Source organism: Streptomyces morookaense, assembly GCF_013030945.1.
In the GTDB taxonomy this organism is placed as follows: Bacteria; Actinomycetota; Actinomycetes; order Streptomycetales; family Streptomycetaceae; genus Streptomyces; species Streptomyces morookaensis.
Genome location: NZ_JABBXF010000001.1, coordinates 142987 through 165025 on the forward strand (window position 1 = coordinate 142987; position 22039 = coordinate 165025).

The window sequence follows — 22039 nt, forward strand, 5'->3', positions numbered from 1 at the left end:
TGGCGGGGCAGCGGAACGCGTGGGCGCCCCGCCCCCGCCCGCCCTCAGTCCGCGTGCCCCAGCATCAAGTCCCGTTCCGTGCGCCCGCCCCCGGCGATCTGGAGCACCGTGGCCACCGGCGGGTACCCGGCCGCGATGACCGTGTACTCGCCCGCCGACAGGTCCACGAAGCGGAACGTGCCGTCCGGGCCCGTCACCGTCGAGTCGACCACGTTGCCCGCCGCGTCCAGCAGCGTCACGCGCGCGTCCTCCACCAGGCGGCCCGCGCCCGCGCGGACGGTGCCGCGCAGGACCGCGCCGCCCGCCAGCTCGATGTCCTGGCGGGTCTCGCGTGCCGACTGGACGGTCACGGGAAGCGCCGCCGGGCGGAAGGCGGGGGCGCTCGACGCCAGCGTGTACTCGCCGGCGATCAACTCCGCGATGACATAGCCCCCTTCGGGGCCGGTCCGGGTCGAGGCGACGACCTCGCCGTGCACGTTCGTCAGCGTCACGAGCGCCTCCCGCACCGGCGAGCCGTCGGCGGTGCGGACCGTCCCGGCCAGGCGGCCGGCGCCGCCGAGCACCACGTCCAGTTCGACGGGGCGTTCGCCGACCGTCACGGTGACGGCCTGCGGCTGGTGTCCGCCGGCCGCGGCGATGAGGACGTACGAGCCGGTGCCGGGGGTGCTCAGGGCGTACCGACCGTCGTCGCCGCTCGCGCCGCGGCCGATCTGGCGTCCGTGGACGTCGATGAGGGTGAGCGCGGCGCGCGGCACGGTGCTGCCGTCGAGGTGCTGGACGGCGCCCGTCACCGGGATGCCCGCGACGAGCGGCGGCGGTGCCGGGGCCGGGGTCACCGGGTCCATGAAGGATGCGGTGCGCGCGGACGGGATGGCGGCCTCGGGGGCGTTGGGGTGGGACACCAGTGGTTTCTCTTTCAGCAGGAAGGCGAGCACGAAGCCCACGATGAGCACCGGTACGAGGTAGAGGAAGATCCGCGGCATGGCCTCGGCGTAGGCCCGGACGTAGCCGTCGCGCAGTGCTGCGGGCAGGGCGTGCACCAGCTGCGGGGTGATGGAGTCGGGGGCCGGGAGGTCTGCGCGGTGCGGGAGTTCGCCGGCGAGCCGGGCGGAGAGGCGGTGGGCGAAGAGCGTGCCGAAGACGGCCGCGCCCAGCGAACCGCCGATCTGCCGGAAGTAGTTGTTGGCGCTGGTGGCGGTGCCGAGGTCCTGCGGCTGCACGGAGTTCTGCACCGCGAGGACGAGAACGGGCAGGGACAGGCCGATGCCGACGCCGAGGATGGCCATCCAGAGGCTGTAGACGATCCGGCCGGTTCCCGTGTCGAGATGGGACAGCAGATACATGCCCTCGGCGGAGAGCGCGAGGCCGAGGATGGGCAGCAGCTTGTAGTGGCCGGTGCGGCTGATGAGGTGGCCGGCGAGGAGCGAGGAGACGACGATGCCGCCCATCATGGGCAGCATCAGCAGGCCCGATGCGGTCGCGCCGACGCCGTCGACCATCTGCAGGAAGCTGGGCAGATAGCTGGCGGCGCCGAACATCGCGACGCCGACGACGGCCCCGACGAGCGCGGTGACGGTGAACACGGGGTCGCGGAACAGGTGCGGCGGCATGATCGGTTCCGCCGCGAACTGCTCGACGACGGCGAACAGCAGCGTCGTGCCCAGCGCCCCCGCGCCGAGCCCGAGGATCGTGCGGGAGGTCCAGGCGTACTCGGTGCCGCCCCAGGTGGTCAGCAGCACCAGGCAGACGGAGGCCGTCGTCAGCAGCAGGGCGCCGAGGACGTCGAAGCGGGCCCGGCGCGGCGGCCGGGGCAGCTTGAGGGCGGCGCCGACGACGGCGAGCGTGACGAGCCCGAAGGGGACGTTGACGTAGAAGCACCAGCGCCAGGAGGCGTGGTCGGTGAAGAAGCCGCCGAGCAACGGGCCCGCGACGGAGGCCAGTCCGTACGCGGCGCTGATGACGCCCATGTACCGGCCGCGTTCCCGGGCCGGGACGATGTCGGCGATGATGGCCTGCACGCCGATCAGCAGCCCGCCGGCGCCGACGCCCTGCAACGCCCGGAAGGCGATGAGCTGTTCCATCGTGCGGGACCAGCCGGCCAGGCCGGAGCCCGCGACGAAGACGACGATGGCGAAGACGAAGACGGTCTTGCGGCCGGAGATGTCGCCGAGCTTGCCGTAGAGCGGCAGGACGACGGTGGAGGTGAGGAGGTAGGCCGTGACGGCCCAGGACATCCTGCCGAGACCGTGCAGTTCGCCGACGATCTTGGGCAGGGCGGTCGCGACGATGGTCTGGTCGAGGGCGGCGAGGAGGAGCGTGAGCATCAGCCCGGCGAAGACCAGACGTACCCTCGCGGGGCCCGGCGGGGGCTCCCCCGCAGTGGGGACGGCTGCGGCCGGGGGCGGGGGGAGTGTGCTGTCGCCCTTCACCACGGTGGTCTCGACGATGGACCCGCCCACGTAGCTTCTCCCCTTAGTCGCGCCTGCGTTGGCGCCCTTTTCTCGCATTTCGCTGCAAGAGGGGCAAGCACGGGCAAGCGCGACGATTCGTCCCGGATGACCGTTCAGGCGGACTTTCCGCCGGTCGGAGGGGGGACAGGGGTGGCCGGAAGGGGGAAGCCCGGCCGGGAAAACCACTCGAACCGGTGAGCCCGGAACGGGCTGTTCCGCTCCGGGCCCCGGGTGCCGGGGGTGCGGCGGGCGCTCAGCCCGCGCTCTGGCCGCCCTCGGTCTCGGCCGCGAGACGGGCGAGCACGGCGTCGTAGATGCGGCAGAGGCCCTTCGGCGCGAAGGTCCGCTCGAAGAAGCCGCCGATGCCGCCGGCGCCGTTCCAGACGGTGTGGACGACGGCCTTGGCGCGGCCCTCGCCGGCCGGGGTGACCGTCCAGGTCGTCACCATCGAGGAGTTGCGGTCCTTCTCCACCAGTTGGCCGGTGGACGGCTCGGAGACCTCCAGCAGGCAGTCGCGGACCCGCTTGCTGGTGGCCTGGAGCTTCCAGTGCACCAGGGTGCCCTCGCCGTCGCCGCCCTCGCGCACCTCGTACTCGCTGAAGTGCTCGGGGAGCAGCTTGGGGCGGACGCCGCTGTAGTCCGCCAGCGCGTCGAACACGTCCTCCGCACTCGCCGCGATGATCCGCTCCGTGGTCGCCTCGACCTGGCCCATGGCATTGTCCTCCGGACGTTCCGTACTTGGTGTGGGGTCAGCCAACCACCCTTGCGGGCAGCCGCCCAAATCCAGGTGCGGGGCACCACACGTTCGCCGGCGCGACCCCCTACCGCGGCGCCCTGCCCCCCAACCGCGCCAGCGCCACCACGGCCGCGGGCCGCAGCCTCTCGTGCTCCCGCGCAGCGACAAGCGCGGCCTCCGCGCGCCGGTCCCCCAGCACCCCCAGCCCCTCCACGCACGCGCGGGCGACCGGCCAGCAGTGGTCCCGCGCCGCGAGCAGCCGCTCCAGGGTGGAGAGGAGTGCGGGCACCGACTCGGGGGCCCGCAGCTCGGTGAGGAGGCGCACGGGGTGCACGGCGTACGCGGTGCGCAGCGGATTCGTGGCGAGGGCGGCCGCCGCCTTCGCGGTGCGCGGGTCGCGCAGCCGGGCCAGGACGCGCGCGGCCGTCGCACAGCGCACCGGCTCGCGGTAGTTGAGGAGGAGGATCAGCGTCTCGAAGGCCCGGCGGTCGCCCTGGGAGCCGAGGGCGAAGGCGGCGATCTCCCGTGCCCACAGCGGCCGTTCGGGGGCGACGAGGACGTGCGCCAGCTCGTCGCGCGCGGCGCGGCCGTCGGTGCGGACGAGCGCGAGGAGCTGTTCGTATGCCACGAACTCGGCCGGGGAGACCAGTTCGGTCCGTACCCGCTTCAGCAGCGCGCGGAATTCCTCTTCCATTTCCCGCTCTCCTCCCCGAGTGGCCTGGACCACATCGTAAGTCGCGCGCACAGCCCCTGGTGCTCTTGGTTACCCGTGAGTTAATCTCCCGGCAAGCGGGGGGCATCCCCCCGCTCGGCGGCCTGGTGACGCAGCCGCCCGTGCAGTGACGTCGGTTCGGCACACGGCAGGCCCCGGGACAGGGCCTGCCGCAGCAACTCCCGTTCCGCGGACCCCTCTTACCCGTTACCCGTCCGCGGTTTTCCTCAGTCGCCGTGCCCCGTTCAGGGGCCCGCCGGCCGCCGTCTCCCCCGTGTCCGCAGACGGGGGCTTCCCTTGGAGTCCGCGATGGACCGACTGTCCCGTCCCGATCCGTCCCCCCTCCCCCCGCTCACGACCGTCGCCGTGGTCGGCCTGGGCACCATGGGCACCGGCATCGCCGAGGTGCTCACCTGTGCCGGCCGCACCGTCGTCGGCATCGACGTCACCGAGGCGGCCGCCGCCCGTGCCGCAGCCGCGCTGGAGGCCGCGACCGCCCGTGCGGTGGAGCGCGGGCGGATCACCGAGGACGAGCGCCGGGCCGCCCTGGCCCGCTTCCGCACCTCCTGCGACCTGCGGGACGCAGCCGGGGCGGACCTGGTGATCGAGGTCGTGCCCGAGAACTACGCCCTGAAGCACGAGGTGTTCACCGCCCTGGACGCCGTGGTGCGCCCGGACACCATCCTGGCGACCGGCACCAACGCACTGTCGGTGACCCGGCTGGCCGCCGACTCCGCCCGCCCCGAACGCGTCCTGGGCCTGCACTTCTTCAACCCCGCGCCGGCCATGAAGCTCGTCGAGGTCGTCTCCTCGGTGCTCACCTCGCCCGGTGCGGTCGCCGCCGTCACCGCGCTCGCCCGTGAACTGGGCAAGGAGCCGGTCGCGATCGGCGACCGCCCCGGATTCGTCGCCGACGGGCTGCTGTTCGGCTACCTCAACCAGGCTGCGGCGATGTACGAGGCGCGCTACGCCGGCCGCGAGGACATCGACGCGGCGATGCGGCTGGGCTGCGGACTGCCCATGGGCCCGCTCGCCCTGCTCGACCTGATCGGCATCGACACCGCCCGTACCGTTCTGGAGGCCATGTACGCCGCCTCGCACGACCGCCTGCACGCGCCCGCCCCGATCCTGGGACAGCTGTCGGAGGCGGGGCTCACCGGGCGCAAGGCGGGCCGCGGCTTCTACACCTACGAGGCCCCCGGCTCGGCCGTGGTCGTCGCGGATGCGGAGAGCCCCGGCGGGACGCACGACGCGGCGGCCGGGCGCAGCGTGCGCAGCGTCGGCGTCGCGGGCTCGGGCACGATGGCGAGCGGGATCGCCGAGGTGTTCGCCAAGCGGGGCCACCCGGTGGTGCTCGTGGCCCGCACCCCGGAGAAGGCGGAGGCGGCCAAGGCGCGCATCGCCAAGTCCCTGGCCCGGTCGGTGGAGAAGGGCCGGATCACCGAGGAGCAGCGGGAGGCGGCACTGGCGGCGGTCGCCACGGCGGGCTCGCTCGACGCGCTCGCGGACGTCGACCTGGCAGTCGAGGCGGTGGCGGAGGACCTGGAGGTCAAGCAGCAGCTGTTCGCTGCGCTCGACAAGGTCTGCAAGCCGGGTGCGGTGCTGGCCACGACCACGTCCTCGCTGCCCGTGGTGGCCTGCGCCCGCGCGACCTCGCGCCCGCAGGACGTGATCGGCATGCACTTCTTCAATCCCGCGCCCGCGATGAAGCTGGTCGAGGTGGTGCGGACGGTGCTCACGTCCGACGAGGTGCACGCCACCGTGCGCGCGGTGTGCGCCGGGGTCGGCAAGCACGCGGTGGACTGCGGGGACCGGGCCGGGTTCATCGTCAACGCGCTGCTGTTCCCGTACCTCAACAACGCGGTGAAGATGGTGCAGGAGAACTACGCGACCCTGGACCAGATCGACGCGGCGATGAAACTGGGCGGCGGCTACCCCATGGGACCGTTCGAACTCCTCGACGTGGTGGGCCTGGACGTCTCGCTGGCCATCGAGAAGGTCCTGCACCGCGAGTTCCGCGACCCGGGGCTCGCCCCCGCGTCCCTCCTGGAACACCTGGTGGCGGCGGGGCGCCTGGGACGCAAGACCGGCCGCGGCTTCCGCGAGTATGCGAAGGCCTGACCACGACGCCGGCTGGGGCGGGCTGCTGGAGCCCGCGGACGGTCCGCCCCGGCACAGCCACTCGGACGCGTGTTACGTTCCCCACATGTCCCAGCCCGCCAAGTCCGCCCACGGCACCCGCACCTCCCGGAGCGCCGCCGCACCCGAACCCGCCGCGCCCGGAAGCGCCCGGGCGCCGAGGGGCGCGAGCTCCGCGGGCGCCGGCTCCCGCCGTGCCGCCGCCCAGCGGCTCACCATGCGCCGCCGACTCGCGGCGTCCGCCATGGAGTTGTTCGCGACCAAGGGCTACGAGGCGACGACGGTCGACGAGATCGCGGCCGCGGCCGGGGTCGCCCGCCGCACCTTCTTCCGCCACTTCCGCTCCAAGGAAGAGGCCATCTTCCCCGACCACGACGACACCCTGGTGCGGGCCGCCGACGTGCTGGAGGCCGCACCGGCACACGAGAACCCGCTGGACACCGTGTGCCGGGGCATCAAGGAGGTCATGCGGATGTACGCGGCCTCCCCGGCCGTCTCCGTCGAGCGCTACCGGCTGACGCGCGAGGTGCCGGCCCTGCGCGAGCGCGAGATCGCCTCGGTGGCCCGCTACGAGCGGCTGTTCACCCGTTATCTGCTGGGCCACTTCGACGAGAGCGCCCATCACACGGGCGACGACCCGCTGCTCGCCGAGGTCGCCGCCTCTGCGGTGGTGACCGCGCACAACCATGTGCTGCGGCGCTGGCTGCGCGGTGGCGGCGAGGGCGATCTGGAGGCGCAGCTCGACCACGCGTTCGCGATCGTGCGCGAGACGTTCGGCACCGGGATCGGTGCCGGCCGTGCCGAGACGCCTGCCGCTTCGGCGCGGGCCGAGGGTTCGGTGCTGGTCACGGTGGCGCGTACCGATGCGCCGCTCGGCGAGGTCATGCGCACGATCGAGAGGGCACTCAAGGAGGTTTAGCGACTGCGGGCCGGCTGTGGCTGGTCGCGCAGTTCCTCCCCCGGCTACCGCTGGGGGTACCCCCAGCGCCCCTTACGGGGCGCAACAGCGGCCGTCCCCCTCCGGGGCGGCCGCTTTGCTCATTCGTGACGCCCGGATGACATCTGAGAGAAATTGTTGGCACGCAGTGTCTTGTCTGGTGGCACGCGGTGCCATACCTTGTCGGTGTCCGGCTGTCCCCACAACCACCTTGTGCGCCCGGACGCCTGCGTCACAGGCACCAGTTGGCGCCACCCGCGCCCGCCCCGCACCACCCCGCCGAACCGACGGCACCGCCTCTGCACCACCCCCGACGTTCCCTAGAGCCGTTCGAAGACGCGCTTCGCCGGAGGCCCACCGTGAACCAGATACTCGACGCGATCCTCGCGTCCGACACGACCGGCGAGGACTTCGCCTCGCTGCCCGTCCCCGACTCGTACCGCGCGGTCACCGTGCACAAGGACGAGGCGGAGATGTTCGCCGGACTCCCCTCCCGGGAGAAGGACCCGCGCAAGTCGCTCCACGTCGAGGAGGTGCCGGTGCCCGAACTCGGGCCCGGCGAGGCGCTCGTGGCCGTCATGGCCAGCTCGGTGAACTACAACTCCGTGTGGACCTCGATCTTCGAGCCCGTCTCCACCTTCGCCTTCCTGGAGCGCTACGGGAAGCTCTCCCCGCTCGGCAGGCGGCACGACCTGCCGTACCACGTCATCGGCTCCGACCTGGCCGGCGTGGTGCTGCGCACCGGCCCCGGCGTCAACGCCTGGAAGCCCGGCGACGAGGTCGTCGCCCACTGCCTCTCCGTCGAACTGGAGTCCGCCGACGGGCACAACGACACCATGCTCGACCCCGAGCAGCGCATCTGGGGCTTCGAGACCAACTTCGGCGGGCTCGCGGAGATCGCGCTGGTGAAGTCCAACCAGCTGATGCCCAAGCCGCGCCACCTCAGCTGGGAGGAGGCCGCCGCCCCCGGCCTGGTCAACTCCACCGCGTACCGGCAGCTGGTCTCCCGCAACGGCGCCGGGATGAAGCAGGGCGACAACGTGCTGATCTGGGGCGCGAGCGGCGGACTCGGCTCGTACGCAACGCAGTTCGCGCTCGCCGGCGGCGCCAACCCCATCTGTGTGGTCTCCAGCGACCGGAAGGCGGAGATCTGCCGCCGGATGGGCGCCGAGGCGATCATCGACCGCAGCGCGGAGGGCTACCGGTTCTGGAAGGACGAGCACCAGCAGGACCCGCGGGAGTGGAAGCGGTTCGGCAAGCGCATCCGCGAACTCACCGGCGGCGAGGACGTGGACATCGTCTTCGAGCACCCGGGCCGCGAGACCTTCGGCGCGTCCGTGTACGTCACCCGCAAGGGCGGCACGATCGTCACCTGCGCGTCGACCTCGGGCTACAACCACCAGTACGACAACCGCTACCTGTGGATGTCGCTGAAGCGCATCATCGGCTCCCACTTCGCCAACTACCGCGAGGCATGGGAGGCCAACCGCCTGATCGCCAAGGGGAAGATCCACCCGACGCTCTCGAAGACCTACACCCTGGCCGAGACCGGACAGGCGGCGTACGACGTGCACCGCAACCTGCACCAGGGCAAGGTCGGCGTACTGTGCCTGGCGCCCGAGGAGGGCATGGGCGTGCGCGACGAGGAGATGCGGGCGCAGCACATCGACGCCATCAACCGCTTCCGGAACGTGTGAGCGCCGAGACATGACTGAGCGTCAGAAGGATCGTCCGTGGCTGATGCGGACGTACGCCGGCCACTCCACCGCCGAGGCGTCCAACGAGCTCTACCGGCGCAACCTCGCCAAGGGCCAGACCGGCCTCTCGGTCGCGTTCGACCTCCCGACGCAGACCGGCTACGACGCCGACCACGTGCTCGCCCGCGGCGAGGTGGGCCGGGTCGGCGTCCCGGTCGCCCATCTCGGGGACATGCGGCGGCTGTTCAGGGACATCCCCCTGGAGCAGATGAACACCTCCATGACCATCAACGCCACCGCCATGTGGCTGCTGGCGATGTACCAGGTGGTCGCGGAGGAACAGGGCGCCGACATCGCGAAGTTGCAGGGGACGACGCAGAACGACATCGTCAAGGAGTACCTCTCGCGCGGGACGCACGTCTTCCCGCCGGGGCCGTCCCTGCGCCTGACGACGGACCTGATCACCTACACGGTCAACCACATACCGAAGTGGAACCCGATCAACATCTGCAGCTACCACCTGCAGGAGGCGGGGGCCACGCCGGTGCAGGAGATCGCGTACGCGATGTCCACGGCGATCGCCGTGCTGGACGCCGTGTTCGCCTCCGGCCAGGTCCCCGAGGAGCGCAGGGGCGATGTCGTCGCCCGCATCTCGTTCTTCGTCAACGCGGGCGTCCGGTTCATCGAGGAGATGTGCAAGATGCGGGCGTTCGGCCGCATCTGGGACACGATCACCCGTGAGCGCTACGGCATCGAGAACCCCAAGCACCGCCGCTTCCGCTACGGCGTGCAGGTCAACTCCCTCGGCCTGACCGAGGCGCAGCCGGAGAACAACGTCCAGCGCATCGTCCTGGAGATGCTGGCCGTCACCCTCTCCAAGGACGCCCGCGCCCGCGCCGTCCAACTGCCCGCCTGGAACGAGGCCTTGGGCCTGCCGCGCCCCTGGGACCAGCAGTGGTCGCTGCGCATCCAGCAGGTGCTGGCGCACGAGAGCGACCTGCTGGAGTACGACGACATCTTCGCCGGATCGCATGTGATCGAGGCCGAGGTCGGCGCGCTCGTCGAGCAGTGCACGGCCGAGATCGCGCGCATCCAGGAGATGGGCGGCGCGCTGGCGGCCGTGGAGTCCGGCTATCTCAAGTCCCAGCTGGTCTCCTCGCACGCCGAGCGGCGCGCCCGGATCGAGGCGGGCGAGGAGAAGATCGTCGGCGTCAACTGCTTCGAGACGACCGAGCCCAACCCGCTCACCGCCGATCTCGACACCGCGATCATGACCGTCGACCCGGCGAACGAGGCCCGGGTCGTCGCCGCCCTGCACTCCTGGCGCGACGAGCGCGACGAAGTACGCGCCCAGGAGGCCCTGTCGGCGCTGAAGAAGACCGCGGCCGGGGACGGCAACCTGATGGCGGCCACCCTGGAGTGCGTCCGCGCGGGCGTGACGACCGGCGAGTGGTCCTGGGCCCTGCGGGACGTGTTCGGCGAGTACCGGGCGCCCACGGGCGTCGGCGGCGCCCCCCTGGCCGTGACCGCCGAGGCCGGCACGCCACTGGCCGCGGTCCGCGAGAAGGTGGCCCGCACGGCCGCCGACCTGGGCTGCGGCAAACTGCGCCTGCTGGTCGGCAAGCCCGGCCTGGACGGCCACTCCAACGGCGCCGAGCAGATCGCCGTACGGGCCCGCGACGCCGGGTTCGAGGTGGTCTACCAGGGCATCCGGCTCACCCCGGAACAGATCGTCTCGGCGGCCGTCGCCGAGGACGTCCACTGTGTGGGCCTGTCGATCCTCTCGGGCTCGCACACCGAGCTCGTACCGGACGTCCTGGCGCGGCTGCGGCGCGCGGGGGCACAGGACATGCCCGTCATCGTCGGTGGCATCATCCCGTCCGCCGATGCCACCGCCCTGCGGGCGGCCGGCGTCGCAGCGGTCTTCACCCCGAAGGATTTCGGGATAACGGAGATCATCGGCCGTATCGTCGACGAGATCCGCACAGCGAACCAGCTCGACCCTCTGGAGGTCTCCGCATGACCGCGTCTTCCACGCCTGCCCCCGTCAACCGGCTGCGCCCGCGCCGCTCCTGCCTCGCCGTCCCGGGCAGCAACCCGCGCTTCCTGGAGAAGGCCCAGGGCCTCCCCGCGGACATGGTGTTCCTCGACCTGGAGGACGCCTGCGCACCGCTGGCCAAGGAGGGTGCCCGGCACACCGTCGTCGAGGCGCTCAACACCGGTGACTGGACGGGCAAGACGCGCGTCGTCCGGGTCAACGACTGGACCACGCAGTGGACGTACCGCGACGTCATCACGGTCGTCGAGGGCGCGGGCCCGAACCTGGACTGCATCATGCTGCCCAAGGTGCAGGACGCCCAGCAGGTCGTCGCCCTGGACGTGCTGCTGACGCAGATCGAGAAGACGATGGGCTTCGAGGTCGGCCGCATCGGCATCGAGGCGCAGATCGAGAACGCCAAGGGTCTGGTGAACGTCGACGACATCGCCGCCTCCTCGCCGCGCCTGGAGACGATCGTCTTCGGCCCGGCGGACTTCATGGCCTCGATCAACATGAAGTCCCTCGTGGTCGGCGAACAGCCGCCCGGCTACCCTGCGGACGCCTACCACTACATCCTCATGCGGATCCTGATGGCGGCCCGCGCACACGACCTGCAGGCCATCGACGGCCCGTACCTGCAGATCCGCAACGTCGAGGGCTACAAGGAGGTCGCCCGCCGCGCCGCGGCGCTGGGCTTCGACGGCAAGTGGGTGCTGCACCCCGGCCAGGTGGAGGCGGCCAACGAGGTCTTCTCGCCCTCGCAGGAGGACTACGACCACGCCGAGCTGATCCTGGACGCCTACGACTACTGCACCTCCGAGGCGGGCGGCAAGAAGGGCTCGGCGATGCTCGGCGACGAGATGATCGACGAGGCGAGCCGCAAGATGGCCCTGGTCGTCGCCGGCAAGGGCCGGGCGGCCGGTATGACCCGCACGTCCAAGTTCGAGATCCCGGAGGCGTGAGGGCGATGCAGTTCGGCCGTACCTACGAAGAGTTCACCGTCGGGGACGTCTACAAGCACTGGCCGGGAAAGACGGTCACCGAATACGACGACCACCTGTTCTGTCTGCTCACGATGAATCACCATCCGTTGCACATGGACAGCAACTATGCCGAGAAGACCACCGATTTCGGCAAGAACGTGGTGGTAGGGAACTACATCTACTCACTTCTGCTGGGCATGTCCGTACCGGACGTCTCGGGCAAGGCGATCGCCAACCTCGAGGTGGAATCGCTCAAGCACATTGCGCCGACCTTCCACGGCGACACGATCTACGGCGAGACGACCGTGCTGGAGAAGACGCCGTCGAAGTCGAAGAGCGACCGCGGCATCGTGTACGTGGAGACCCGCGGCTACAAGCAGGACGGCACCATCGTCTGCGTCTTCCGGCGCAAGGTGATGGTCCCCACCGCCGAATACACCGACAAGCGCGGCGGGGAACAGCCCGGCCGCCCCGAGCCGATCGTCCGGGAGAAGTGAGATGGGGCGCCTCGCGCAGACCGACGGCCTGACGGACATCCAGCGGGAAATACTCGCCACCGTCCGCGATTTCGTCGACAAGGAGATCCTCCCGGTCGCCACCGGCCTGGAGCACCGCGACGAGTACCCGACGCGGATCGTGGAGGGCCTCAAGGAACTCGGCCTGTTCGGGCTGATGATCCCGGAGGAGTACGGCGGGCTCGGTGAGTCCCTTCTCACATACGCGCTGTGCGTGGAGGAACTCTCCCGCGGCTGGATGAGTGTGTCGGGCATCGTCAACACGCACTTCATCGTCGCCTACATGCTCAAGCAGCACGGCACGCAGGAGCAGAAGGACCATTTCCTGCCGCGCATGGCAACGGGCGAGGTGCGGGGCGCCTTCTCCATGTCGGAGCCGGGACTGGGCTCCGATGTGTCGGCAATCACATCCAAGGGGGTGCGCGACGGCGACGAGTTCGTCCTCAGCGGCCAGAAGATGTGGCTGACGAACGGCGGCTCGTCGACCCTCGTCGCGGTGCTGTGCCGCACCGACGAGGGCCACCCCGAGGGGACGGCGCCGCACAAGTCGATGACGACCTTCCTCATCGAGAAGGAACCGGGATTCGGACAGGTCAAGCCGGGCCTGACCATTCCCGGCAAGATCGACAAGATGGGGTACAAGGGCGTCGACACCACCGAACTGATCATGGACGGCCTGCGTGTTCCGGCCGCCCGCGTGCTCGGCGGGGTCACCGGACGTGGCTTCTACCACATGATGGACGGCGTCGAGGTGGGCCGCGTCAATGTGGCGGCGCGTGGCTGCGGTGTCGCACAGCGTGCCTTCGAACTCGGCGTCTCCTACGCCCAGCAGCGCCACACGTTCGGAAAACCCATCGCGCAACACCAGGCGATCCAGTTCAAACTGGCCGAAATGGCTACAAAGGTCGAAGCCGCCCATGCAATGATGGTGAATGCGGCGCGGAAGAAGGACTCGGGGCAGCGCAACGACCTGGAGGCCGGGATGGCCAAATACCTGGCCTCCGAGTACTGCAAGGAGGTCGTCGAGGACGCCTTCCGCATCCACGGCGGCTACGGCTTCTCCAAGGAGTACGAGATCGAGCGCCTCTACCGCGAGGCACCGATGCTGCTCATCGGTGAAGGTACGGCCGAGATCCAGAAAATGATCATTGGACGCCGGCTCCTCGAGGAGTACCGGATCCAGGGTTGAATGTCCGGTTAGAGGCGATATAGCAGAGAAGAAGATCACACCCCGTCATCGCTCTTCGGCCAGTGACTGGCTCTGGCGCTTGGCCAGTTGCCGCCCGCAACCGATAGCATCCCCGGAAAGCCGCCGTCCCCCGATCATTAACGCGGCACCCTCCGCTACGAAGGTCACCCATGCCCCACAGCTCTTCCTCTGCACAACGCGACAGCCTCGCCGGCGTACGCCTCGCGCGCGGAGCATCGCCGTGGCTCCTCCCGACCGTCGCCACGGCCGCGGTCAGCCTCACGCGGGCCCGCCGCTCCGGGCGCTGGGCGGCGCTGGCCGTGCCCGCCACCGCGCTCGCGGCGGGCATGCTGTGGTTCTTCCGCGACCCGGAACGCGAGATCGCCCGGGGCCGGGTCATCTCGCCCGCCGACGGCGTGGTGCAGAGCATCATGCCGTGGAAGGACGGACGCACCCGCGTCGCCATCTTCATGAGCCCGCTGAACGTCCACGTCAACCGCGCGCCGCTGTCCGGCACGGTGACGTCCGTCGAGCACATCCCCGGCGGCTTCGTTCCGGCGTTCAACAAGGAGAGCGAGAACAACGAGCGCGTCGTCTGGCACTTCGACACCGAGCTCGGCGACATCGAGATGGTGCAGATCGCCGGCGCGGTCGCCCGTCGCATCGTGCCCTACGTCACCGCGGACACCAAGGTGGAGCAGGGCGACCGCATCGGCCTGATCCGCTTCGGCTCGCGCGTCGACATCTACCTCCCCGAGGGTGTCGAGGTGGCGGTCGAGGTCGGTCAGGCCACCACGGCAGGAGTGACCCGCCTTGACCGTGATTGATCCCGACGCACAGGCCGCCTGGGTCCCGGAGGCGGACCCCCTGGACCCGGACGGCACGGACGACATGCCGCTGTCGACCCGGCTGTCGATAGCGGACACCCTCACCCTCGGCAATGCGATCTGCGGGTTCATGGCGGTGTACTTCACCACCACCGGCGTCCTCATCCCGCACCTGACGGGCAACGAGGACGGCGGCATGGCCCGGCACAGCGCGGCGACCGCGGTGATGCTGATGCTGCTCGCGTCGGTCTTCGACCTCTTCGACGGGCTCGTGGCACGCAAGCTGCGCGCCTCGGCGATGGGGGCGGAGCTGGACAACCTCTCCGACCTGATCAGCTTCGGCCTGGCGCCCGCGTACTTCGTGGTCGTCTGGGGCATGGTCGCCGACGACGCGATGCAGCGCGTCTCGGCCGTGGCGGCGATCGTGGTGCTGCTGGCCGTGGTGCTGAGACTCGCCCGCTTCTCGTGCGTGCCGATGCGGGACGGCATCTTCCAGGGCATGCCGAGCCCCTTCGGGGCGCTGACGGTGGTATCCATCGTGCTGCTGGAGCTCCCCTTCGTGCCGACGCTGCTCGCCATCGTGGGTGTGGCGTGGCTGATGGTGAGCCGGGTCGAATACCCGAAGCCGCGGGGCCGGCTGGCCGTGGCGATGCTCAGCTGGATCGTCCTCAGCATGGGCCTCCTGGCGGCCTGGGCCTTCGAGGCCCCGGGCGGCGAGCTGCTGCTGCAGACGGGGTGCGCGCTGCAGGTCGTGCTGGGCGCGGTCATTCCGCTGTTCGCGACGGCACGCCGGGTGAACACGTTCCGTGACAACCGCCGCGAGGCGAGGGCAGCGCAGCTGCCGTAACGCGTGCCGCGTGCTTGACGGGGCCCGAGCGTCTGCTCGGGCCCCGTTGCGTTTTCCGGTGCGGCCCGGTGATCGCTCCGGTCTTTTCGCCCGCCCACCCGCCCGATTACCCCGAACGTCATGACGTTCGGAGCTGGGGCGGGTGGGCGGGAAGAGCTCTGAACTCAGCCCAGGAAGTCCCGCGCGATGGACTCGGCCGCACGCTCCAGCAACGGCCCCGCGTGGGCCATGCACCGCTCGGGGTCCGGCTCCAGATCCGTCAGCGCGTAAGCGCGCGAGATACCCACCGCAGCCAGCGCCGCAGGCACCACGGCCAGCCGCCCGCAGACGGCAACCACTTCCGCGCCCCGCAGCCGGGCCGCCGCGGCGACGCCCACCGGCGCCTTGCCGTGCAACGTCTGCTCGTCCAGCGACCCCTCCCCCGTGATCACCAGCCGGCACCCGGCAACAGCCCGCTCGAAGCCCAGCACGTCGAGCATCACCTCGATCCCGGGACGGAACGTCGCACCGAGCCCCACCAGCGCCCCGTACCCGACGCCTCCCGCGGCCCCGGCGCCGGGCGCATCGGCGAGGGCCGGTTCCAGCACCCGCGCAAAGTGCGCAAGGGCCGCGTCCAGCACCGCCACATCGTCCGGCGAGGCCCCCTTCTGCGGCCCGTACACCGCGGCCGCCCCCCGTGGCCCGGTCAGCGGATTGTCGACATCGCTCGCGAGCACGACAGCCGTCCCGCGCAGCCGCGGGTCGAGCCCGGACAGGTCGGCCGTGGCCAGCGCGGCGACCCCCGCTCCCCCGGGTCCGACGGGCCGCCCCGCCCCGTCCAGGAACCGCGCCCCGAGCGCGGCGAGCATCCCGGCGCCGCCGTCCGTCGTGGCGCTGCCGCCCACGCCGAGCACGATCGTCCGCGCCCCCGCGTCGAGCGCGGCCCGCACCAGCTCGCCCGTGCCGTACGTCGTGGCCGTCAACGGCGCCCCGGCCCCGTACCGCAGCCCGGACGCCTCGGCCATCTCCACCACGGCGGTGCCGTCCGCCCGGCGGAAGGCGTAGGCCGCGCGGACCCGCTGCCCCGCCGGGCCGGTGACCGGCACCTCGCGCCGCTCGTACCCGGCCGCGACGGCCGCGTCGACCGTCCCGTCGCCCCCGTCCGCGACGGGCAGCGCGACAACCTCCGTCCCCGCCGCGGCCCTCCGCAGCCCGGCGCCGACGTGCTCGGCGACCTCGACGGCCGTCAGCGAGCCCTTGAACTTGTCCGAGGCGATCAGCACACGCATCGCTTCTGCCACCCTCCTCCGTCGCGCCGCAGCGACCTTATCCACGGGAACGGGCGGAGCCCAGAGGTACGGCGGCGTGCCAGCCCGGGCAATCGGCCTCTTCCCGGCCATAGTGGGGCGTCATGAGCACCGACGCGCACGATCCCCAGGCGGGCCCTCCGGACCTGCCGCTCGTCGCCATCGGCGGTCTCGCCGTCGTGGCCGTGGTCGCCTGGGCGGCCCTCGGCAAGCGCTCCTTCGACCGGGTGTCGGGGTCGGCCCTGGGCTGGGTGCTGAACAACTTCGCCTGGCTGTTCGTGATCGCCGCCGACGTCTTCCTCGCGCTGTGCGTGGTCATCGCCTTCAGCCGGTTCGGCCGCATCCGGCTCGGGAAGGACGACGACCGGCCGGAGTTCGGCAACCTCGCCTGGATCGCGATGATGTTCAGCGCGGGCATGGGCATCGGCCTGATGTTCTACGGGGTCGGGGAGCCGCTCCAGCACTTCGTCTCCCCGCCGCCGGGCAGCGGGGTGACCGCCGGTTCCCCCGCGGCGGCCCGGACGGCGCTGGAGTACTCGTTCTTCCACTGGACCCTGCATCCCTGGGCCATCTACGGGATGTCCGGCCTGGCCCTGGCCTACGCCGGTTTCCGCAAGGGCCGCAGCAACCGGCTCAGCGCCGCGTTCGCCCCGCTGCTCGGGGAGGAGCGGGCGGCAGGCTGGCCGGGCCGGGTGATCGATCTGCTGGCCGTCTTCGCCACGGTCTTCGGCACGGCGACGAGCCTGGGGCTGGGCGCCCTCCAGGTCTCCAAGGGCCTCAACATCACCACGGGCGTCCAGGACTCCCGGTCGCTGGAACTGATCATCATCGCCGGCCTGTCGGCGGCCTTCGTGCTCTCCGCCTTCTCGGGCCTGCACAAGGGCGTGAAGTGGCTCAGCACGCTCAACATCGTGCTCGCGGCCTGCCTGATGCTGTTCGTCTTCGTGGTCGGCCCGACGGTCTTCGTCCTCAACACCGTTCCCGCCGCGGTGGGCGGCTACCTCCAGGACCTGCTGACGCTGGCCACACGCACCGGCGCCTTCACGGACTCGAAGTGGCTCGGCGCGTGGACGGTCTTCTACTGGGCGTGGTGGCTGTCGTGGGCCCCGTTCGTCGGCACCTTCATCGCCCGTATCTCCCGCGGCCGTACGATCCGCGAGTTCCTGATCGGCGTCCTGCTGGTGCCCAGCGGCGCGACGGTGGTGTGGTTCTGCGTGATGGGCGGCAGCGCCCTGCGGCTGGACATGACCGGCGCGGCCGACATGGCGGGAACGGTCAAACAGGGCGCGGAGGCCTCGCTGTTCGCGCTGCTGGACACGCTGCCGCTGTCGGCGGTGGTGTCGTGGCTGGCGATGCTGTTGGTGATGACGTACTTCATCACGAGCGCGGACTCCGCATCCCTGGTGATGGGTTCGCTGTCCAGCCGGGGCGCGCTGCACCCGCGGACGTGGCTGGTGGTGACGTGGGGCGTGCTGATGGCCGCGGTGGCGGCGGTTCTTCTGGTGGCCGGCGGGCTGGGCTCGCTCCAATCGGCCACGATCCTCGTGGCGTTGCCGTTCGTCGTGGTGATGCTGGCCCTGTGCTGGGCCCTGCTGAGCGAACTCCGCGAGGACCCGGGCGCGGGCCCGGCCCGGCACCACGCCCTGCACGGCCTGGGCGACGCCATGCGCACGATGATCGGCGAGGCCGTCACGGAGACGGGCCCGGTGCGGCACCCGAGGCTGCGGCGCGTCGCGCGGAGCGCGCGGGAGCGGGGGGACGACACGGAGGGGGGCAAGGGCTGACCGCCCTGCCCCCTCCGCTGCTCAGGCGAAGTCCACCGCCATGTGGGCGCTCATCGACTGCAGCCCGCCCGAGGTGCATTGGGCGCCCGAGATGACGGGCACCACCGTGTCCCCGTCGTTGCTCAGCGTGCCGCCGGTGATGACGCAGTGGAAGGTGACGGTCCCGTTGGTGGGGTCGGTGTTCACCGTGAACTGGATGGTGCTCGTCGACTTGTCGGACCAGGTGATCGTGCCGGTGCCCTGTGCGGTGAACAGCACGCCGCACGGGCCCTTGCCGGCGCCGTCGGCGGTCGCCGTGCCGCTCGCCGTGGCCGTGGCGGACTGCAGCCGGGCGTAGTTGCCGTTGGCCGACGTGCAACTGCTCAGCGACGCCGTGACGTTGACCGACGCGCTTCCGTTGGGCTTGAGCGCGGGACTCATGGCCATGGTGAACTGCGCGGCACAGGCCAGGTCCCCCTGCGCCGCGCGGGCCGGGACGGCGGCCGGCCCGGCGACGACCGCTGCCGCGATCAGGGCGACGGAACCGGCCCACGCCCACAGTCTCCTGACACGGCCGTCGAGCCGACGGGTGATGTGCATGCGTATGGCGTGCATCATGCGCCTCCTTCGGGTTGGCGGTACGAGTGTGGGCGGAGGTACCGCTTCCGTCTCCCCGTGGGTTGCGGCGCACAGGCGGGCGCCCGGGCGCGTCACGCACCCGGGCGGCGCCCGGTGAACGGCGGAAGCCGCTCAGCCCTTTACGCACCCCTGGACCGCCGCCATCAGCCGTCGCGCACGCGGGTCCCCGTGGCCCACCATGCGGTTGGGCACGTATGCGAAGCCGACGCCGAACTCGTCGTCGCCGAAGGCCACCGAGCCGCCCGAGCCCTCGTGACCGAAGCTGCGCGCGCCGAGCAGCGGGAGCACGCCCGGCGAGTCGATCGTGAAGCCGGTGCCCCAGCGGGCGCCCATGTCCGGTATGCCGCCCCACGACGCACCGGCAGTCTGCTCCCGCACCGCATCGGTGATCGTCTCGTGCGACAGCAGACGCGGTCGGCCGTCCACACCGGTCGCCGCCACCGCGTACAGCGCGGCCAGGCCGCCTGCCGACGAGACCGCGCCCGTCGCGGGGACCTCGGCGGTCAGCATCGCGGGAGAGTTCCAGCCGCGCGGGTCGTCGATGCCGGGAAAGACGAACTCCCCGTTCATCGTGAGGATCCGGTAGAAGATCGACTCCGGGCCCGGCAGCCCGGGCCGGCCCTCGGCCTCGGTGAGCCGGGCCAGGCGCGGCACCTCCTCCTGCGGCACGCCGATCCAGGTGCGCAGGCCGAGCTCGTCCGCTATCGCCTTGCGGAAGTAGGCGCCCGGGGTGAGCCCGGTGATCCGCCGGATCGCCTCGCCGACGAGCCAGCCGAAGGTGTGGCCGTGGTACTCGTGCGCGGTGCCCGGCTCCCAGTAGGGCTCCTGCACCTCCAGGGCCCGGACGACCGGGTCCCACTGCATGATCTCGTCGAAGCCCGGCGTCAGGTCGAGGACGGGCAGCCCCGCGCGGTGCGCGAGGACCATGCGCAGCGTGATCCCCTCCTTGCCGCGCTGCCCGAACTCCGGCCAGTAGCCGGCCATCGGCGCATCGAGGTCGAGGCGGCCCTCCTGGGCGAGGTGCAGGGCGCAGATGGTCACGATGCCCTTTGCGGTGGAGAACACCGGGGCGGCCGTGTCCGCCTCCCATGCCCTGCCGTCCCGCTCGTCCGCGATGCCGCCCCACAGGTTCACGACCTGGCGGCCGTCCACGAACAGGGAGACGGCCGCGCCGAGTTCACCGAATTCGTCGAAGTTGCGGGAGAACTCGTCCGCGACGGGACCGAACCCCTCGTCGGCCCATCCGTTGTGCTTCACCTGGCCACTGCCTTCTCGTACGTGGGACGTTCGACCCCCGAACGATACGTGTGACGGGTCGTCGGCTCGAATGAATTTCCAGGGGAGAACGGTGGGTTCCCTCATCGAAAAGGCCGGTGGCCCGGCCATCGCTGGCGGGCCACCGGCAGTTCCTCAGGGGGTGGGTCCGGTGCGGGTTCGGTGCGGGTCTACGGAATGCCGCTCATCGTTTGGGGGGCCGGGAGGGCGCCGCCGGGACGGTGCCCGGGGGCCGGCTCTGGTCGGTCTTGGGGGCGGCGGGGGCCACGGGGGCGCTCGGCCGCGGGGGTGCGGCGGGTTTCACCGGCACCGAGGGATTCGCCTTGGGCGGCCGCGAGGGGGCGACGGCGCCGTTCCCCTTGGGGGCGAGGGGCCGGGGAGGGCCGCCGGGCTTCATGGGCCCCGCGGGTTTCACGGGGGCGGCAGGCTTTGCGGGAGCGACGGGTTTTCCGTGTCCCTGGCCCTTGTGCCCCTGGCCGGCGGTCCCCTTGTAGACCCCTCCCACGGTGCCGGCCGGGCGGCAGAGGGGCACCGCCCCGTAGCTCTTCACGTAGTGCGCGCTCATCCAGCCGTTCTGGCTCTCGGCGAGCCGGTACCAGTAGCGGTTGCCCTGCACGCTCTCGCCCTGGAGCTTGCAGGCGATGAGGACCCCGTCCCCCGGTCCGCGGGTGTCGATGACCTTCGAGGTGGTCGTGGACCCGTTGCGCACGTACTGGCCCGTCCGGGAGACCACCATGCCGGGCACCCGGCTGTTGTGCCCGTCCGCCGCGATGGCGAACGCGGCCCCGCCCGCCGTGGCACACAGGGCGAGCGTCACCCCCATGGCGGTGGCTCCGCGCCTGGTCGTAAAGAACGCGGACCGTGTCTTAAAAAGCGACATGTCGCCCCTTCCACTCACAGAGACTCTGAAGTGGCACAGGAACATATTTGTCGTAATACAGCTGCGAGACGGCTCCGATTCCTGGTCCGGATGCCGCTCTCTCATCACCCACGCGAGGGACCTACGGACATACAGAACGACTCCACGCAGGTGACCGGCGCGGCACGCCGGAAAAGTCGACAGATCCATAGATCCGCGACAGCCGGACGCCCCGCGGCACGCCTACCCTCGCAACCATGAGCAGCGGCGAGAGCACACCTCAGGACACCCGCCCCGGCCCCGGCCCCCGCCCCCTGGTGGCCATCCTCAGCGGGGCCGGGATCTCCACCGACTCCGGCATCCCCGACTACCGCGGCCCCCAGGGGCTGTGGCGCCGCGACCCCGAGGCCGAGAAGCTGGTCACGTACGCGTATTACATGTCCGACCCGGCCGTGCGGCGGCGTTCCTGGCAGATGCGGCTCTCGTCCCCGGCACGGCACGCGCGTCCGAACGCCGCCCATGAGGCCGTCGTCCGGCTGGAACGGTCCGGCACGCCGGTGCGCGTCATCACGCAGAACGTCGACGGACTGCACCAGTCGGCGGGCATGCCGGAGCGCAAGGTGCTCGAACTGCACGGCACCGCACGGGCGGTGGTGTGCACGGGCTGCAAGTCCCGCTCGGACATGGCGGAGGCGCTGGCCCGGGTGGCGGCGGGCGACCCGGACCCGGTCTGCACGGCGTGCGGCGGCATCCTGAAGTCGGCGACGGTGATGTTCGGCGAAGGCCTGGACCCGGCGGTGCTGGGCGAGGCGGTGGCCGTGACCAAGGCGTGCGACGTCTTCATCGCGGTCGGTACGAGCCTGACCGTCCACCCGGCGGCCGCACTCGCCGGCCTGGCGGCCGACCACGGGGCACGACTGATCATCGTGAACGCGGAGCCCACGCCCTACGACGAACGCGCCGACGAACTGGTACGGGAGCCGATCGGGAGCGCGCTGCCGGAGGTGCTCGCGCGGTACGGGGCACAGGGCGGGTCCGGCGGTTCTCCCGTCTGACCGGCGGCGGACGGGTGGCGACATATCACCCCTTCCACCCTTGGGGCTGCGGCGGCTCGACCACCAAGTCGACACATCTGCAAAACCAACCC

General features: G+C 71.3%; 18 protein-coding genes. 11 read left to right on the top strand and 7 right to left on the bottom strand.

From position 1 onward, the window contains the following. Positions 1-44 precede the first annotated feature (44 nt). From HG542_RS00650 to HG542_RS00660, 3 genes are all read right to left on the bottom strand, one after another. Complete coding sequence (locus HG542_RS00650) at positions 45-2459, bottom strand: MFS transporter (RefSeq protein WP_373313180.1); 2415 nt, start codon at positions 2457-2459, stop codon at positions 45-47. A gap of 244 nt (positions 2460-2703) precedes the next feature. Then, positions 2704-3162 (bottom strand): SRPBCC family protein, encoded by a 459-nt coding sequence (locus tag HG542_RS00655; RefSeq protein WP_171077953.1) that lies wholly within the window; start codon positions 3160-3162, stop codon positions 2704-2706. 109 nt (positions 3163-3271) lie between these two features. Beyond that, a complete protein-coding gene (locus tag HG542_RS00660; protein ID WP_171077954.1) occupies positions 3272-3880 on the bottom strand; it encodes a HEAT repeat domain-containing protein in 609 nt (202 codons plus the stop codon). Between the two features lie 327 nt (positions 3881-4207). On the opposite strand from HG542_RS00660, the gene HG542_RS00665 reads away from it, so the two are divergent. The 9 genes from HG542_RS00665 (at position 4208) to pssA (ending at position 15070) form a co-directional block, all read left to right on the top strand. Then, positions 4208-6019 (top strand): 3-hydroxyacyl-CoA dehydrogenase family protein, encoded by a 1812-nt coding sequence (locus HG542_RS00665; RefSeq protein WP_373313181.1) that lies wholly within the window; start codon positions 4208-4210, stop codon positions 6017-6019. Positions 6020-6104: 85 nt separating this feature from the next. Beyond that, on the top strand, positions 6105-6956 hold the full coding sequence (locus tag HG542_RS00670) for a TetR family transcriptional regulator (RefSeq protein ID WP_171077955.1): 852 nt from the start codon (positions 6105-6107) through the stop codon (positions 6954-6956). Between the two features lie 377 nt (positions 6957-7333). Beyond that, positions 7334-8671, top strand: coding sequence for a crotonyl-CoA carboxylase/reductase (gene ccrA, locus HG542_RS00675; RefSeq protein ID WP_171077956.1), 1338 nt, complete (start codon positions 7334-7336; stop codon positions 8669-8671). A 10-nt stretch (positions 8672-8681) separates the two neighbouring features. Then, positions 8682-10694 (top strand): protein meaA, encoded by a 2013-nt coding sequence (locus HG542_RS00680; RefSeq protein ID WP_171077957.1) that lies wholly within the window; start codon positions 8682-8684, stop codon positions 10692-10694. After that, entirely contained in the window at positions 10691-11671 is a 981-nt protein-coding gene (locus HG542_RS00685; protein ID WP_171077958.1) for an HpcH/HpaI aldolase/citrate lyase family protein, read from the top strand. Before HG542_RS00680 ends, HG542_RS00685 begins: the two co-directional genes overlap by 4 nt. A 5-nt stretch (positions 11672-11676) precedes the next feature. Further along, positions 11677-12189: a MaoC family dehydratase gene (locus HG542_RS00690; protein ID WP_171077959.1), complete on the top strand. Its 513-nt coding sequence runs from the start codon at positions 11677-11679 to the stop codon at positions 12187-12189. Position 12190: 1 nt separating this feature from the next. Then, on the top strand, positions 12191-13396 hold the full coding sequence (locus tag HG542_RS00695) for an acyl-CoA dehydrogenase family protein (RefSeq protein ID WP_171077960.1): 1206 nt from the start codon (positions 12191-12193) through the stop codon (positions 13394-13396). 170 nt (positions 13397-13566) lie between these two features. Further along, the gene (locus tag HG542_RS00700) at positions 13567-14223 is read left to right on the top strand and encodes a phosphatidylserine decarboxylase (protein WP_171077961.1); all 657 of its coding nucleotides are present in this window, start codon (positions 13567-13569) and stop codon (positions 14221-14223) included. After that, positions 14210-15070 carry a CDP-diacylglycerol--serine O-phosphatidyltransferase gene (pssA, locus tag HG542_RS00705; protein ID WP_171077962.1) on the top strand — a complete coding sequence of 287 codons (861 nt, stop codon included), beginning with the start codon at positions 14210-14212 and terminating at the stop codon, positions 15068-15070. The genes HG542_RS00700 and pssA overlap by 14 nt, the downstream gene beginning before the upstream one ends. A 164-nt stretch (positions 15071-15234) precedes the next feature. Here pssA and HG542_RS00710 read toward each other — a convergent pair whose 3' ends face one another. Next, on the bottom strand, positions 15235-16338 hold the full coding sequence (locus HG542_RS00710) for a glycerate kinase (RefSeq protein ID WP_171077963.1): 1104 nt from the start codon (positions 16336-16338) through the stop codon (positions 15235-15237). Positions 16339-16460: 122 nt separating this feature from the next. Between HG542_RS00710 and HG542_RS00715 the strand changes: the two genes are divergently transcribed. Continuing rightward, positions 16461-18140, top strand: coding sequence for a BCCT family transporter (locus HG542_RS00715; protein ID WP_171077964.1), 1680 nt, complete (start codon positions 16461-16463; stop codon positions 18138-18140). 21 nt (positions 18141-18161) lie between these two features. On the opposite strand, the gene HG542_RS00720 is transcribed toward HG542_RS00715, so the two are convergent. From HG542_RS00720 to HG542_RS00730, 3 genes are all read right to left on the bottom strand, one after another. Then, positions 18162-18737 carry a hypothetical protein gene (locus tag HG542_RS00720; RefSeq protein ID WP_171077965.1) on the bottom strand — a complete coding sequence of 192 codons (576 nt, stop codon included), beginning with the start codon at positions 18735-18737 and terminating at the stop codon, positions 18162-18164. A 132-nt stretch (positions 18738-18869) separates the two neighbouring features. After that, the gene (locus HG542_RS00725) at positions 18870-20015 is read right to left on the bottom strand and encodes a serine hydrolase domain-containing protein (RefSeq protein ID WP_171077966.1); all 1146 of its coding nucleotides are present in this window, start codon (positions 20013-20015) and stop codon (positions 18870-18872) included. A gap of 202 nt (positions 20016-20217) precedes the next feature. Then, positions 20218-20856: a hypothetical protein gene (locus tag HG542_RS00730; protein WP_171077967.1), complete on the bottom strand. Its 639-nt coding sequence runs from the start codon at positions 20854-20856 to the stop codon at positions 20218-20220. 293 nt (positions 20857-21149) lie between these two features. On the opposite strand from HG542_RS00730, the gene HG542_RS00735 reads away from it, so the two are divergent. Beyond that, complete coding sequence (locus HG542_RS00735; RefSeq protein ID WP_171077968.1) at positions 21150-21947, top strand: SIR2 family NAD-dependent protein deacylase; 798 nt, start codon at positions 21150-21152, stop codon at positions 21945-21947. Positions 21948-22039: the final 92 nt, after the last annotated feature.

Excerpts from the sequence above, each read along its gene's own strand:
- HG542_RS00655 (WP_171077953.1), bottom strand. The coding sequence starts at position 3,162 with ATGGGCCAGGTCGAGGCGACCACGGAGCGGATCATCGCGGCGAGTGCG.
- HG542_RS00660 (WP_171077954.1), bottom strand. The coding sequence starts at position 3,880 with ATGGAAGAGGAATTCCGCGCGCTGCTGAAGCGGGTACGGACCGAACTG.
- HG542_RS00665 (WP_373313181.1), top strand. The coding sequence starts at position 4,208 with ATGGACCGACTGTCCCGTCCCGATCCGTCCCCCCTCCCCCCGCTCACG.
- HG542_RS00670 (WP_171077955.1), top strand. The coding sequence starts at position 6,105 with ATGTCCCAGCCCGCCAAGTCCGCCCACGGCACCCGCACCTCCCGGAGC.
- HG542_RS00680 (WP_171077957.1), top strand. The coding sequence starts at position 8,682 with ATGACTGAGCGTCAGAAGGATCGTCCGTGGCTGATGCGGACGTACGCC.
- HG542_RS00685 (WP_171077958.1), top strand. The coding sequence starts at position 10,691 with ATGACCGCGTCTTCCACGCCTGCCCCCGTCAACCGGCTGCGCCCGCGC.
- HG542_RS00690 (WP_171077959.1), top strand. The coding sequence starts at position 11,677 with ATGCAGTTCGGCCGTACCTACGAAGAGTTCACCGTCGGGGACGTCTAC.
- HG542_RS00695 (WP_171077960.1), top strand. The coding sequence starts at position 12,191 with ATGGGGCGCCTCGCGCAGACCGACGGCCTGACGGACATCCAGCGGGAA.
- HG542_RS00700 (WP_171077961.1), top strand. The coding sequence starts at position 13,567 with ATGCCCCACAGCTCTTCCTCTGCACAACGCGACAGCCTCGCCGGCGTA.
- HG542_RS00710 (WP_171077963.1), bottom strand. The coding sequence starts at position 16,338 with ATGCGTGTGCTGATCGCCTCGGACAAGTTCAAGGGCTCGCTGACGGCC.
- HG542_RS00715 (WP_171077964.1), top strand. The coding sequence starts at position 16,461 with ATGAGCACCGACGCGCACGATCCCCAGGCGGGCCCTCCGGACCTGCCG.
- HG542_RS00720 (WP_171077965.1), bottom strand. The coding sequence starts at position 18,737 with ATGATGCACGCCATACGCATGCACATCACCCGTCGGCTCGACGGCCGT.
- HG542_RS00730 (WP_171077967.1), bottom strand. The coding sequence starts at position 20,856 with ATGGGGGTGACGCTCGCCCTGTGTGCCACGGCGGGCGGGGCCGCGTTC.
- HG542_RS00735 (WP_171077968.1), top strand. The coding sequence starts at position 21,150 with ATGAGCAGCGGCGAGAGCACACCTCAGGACACCCGCCCCGGCCCCGGC.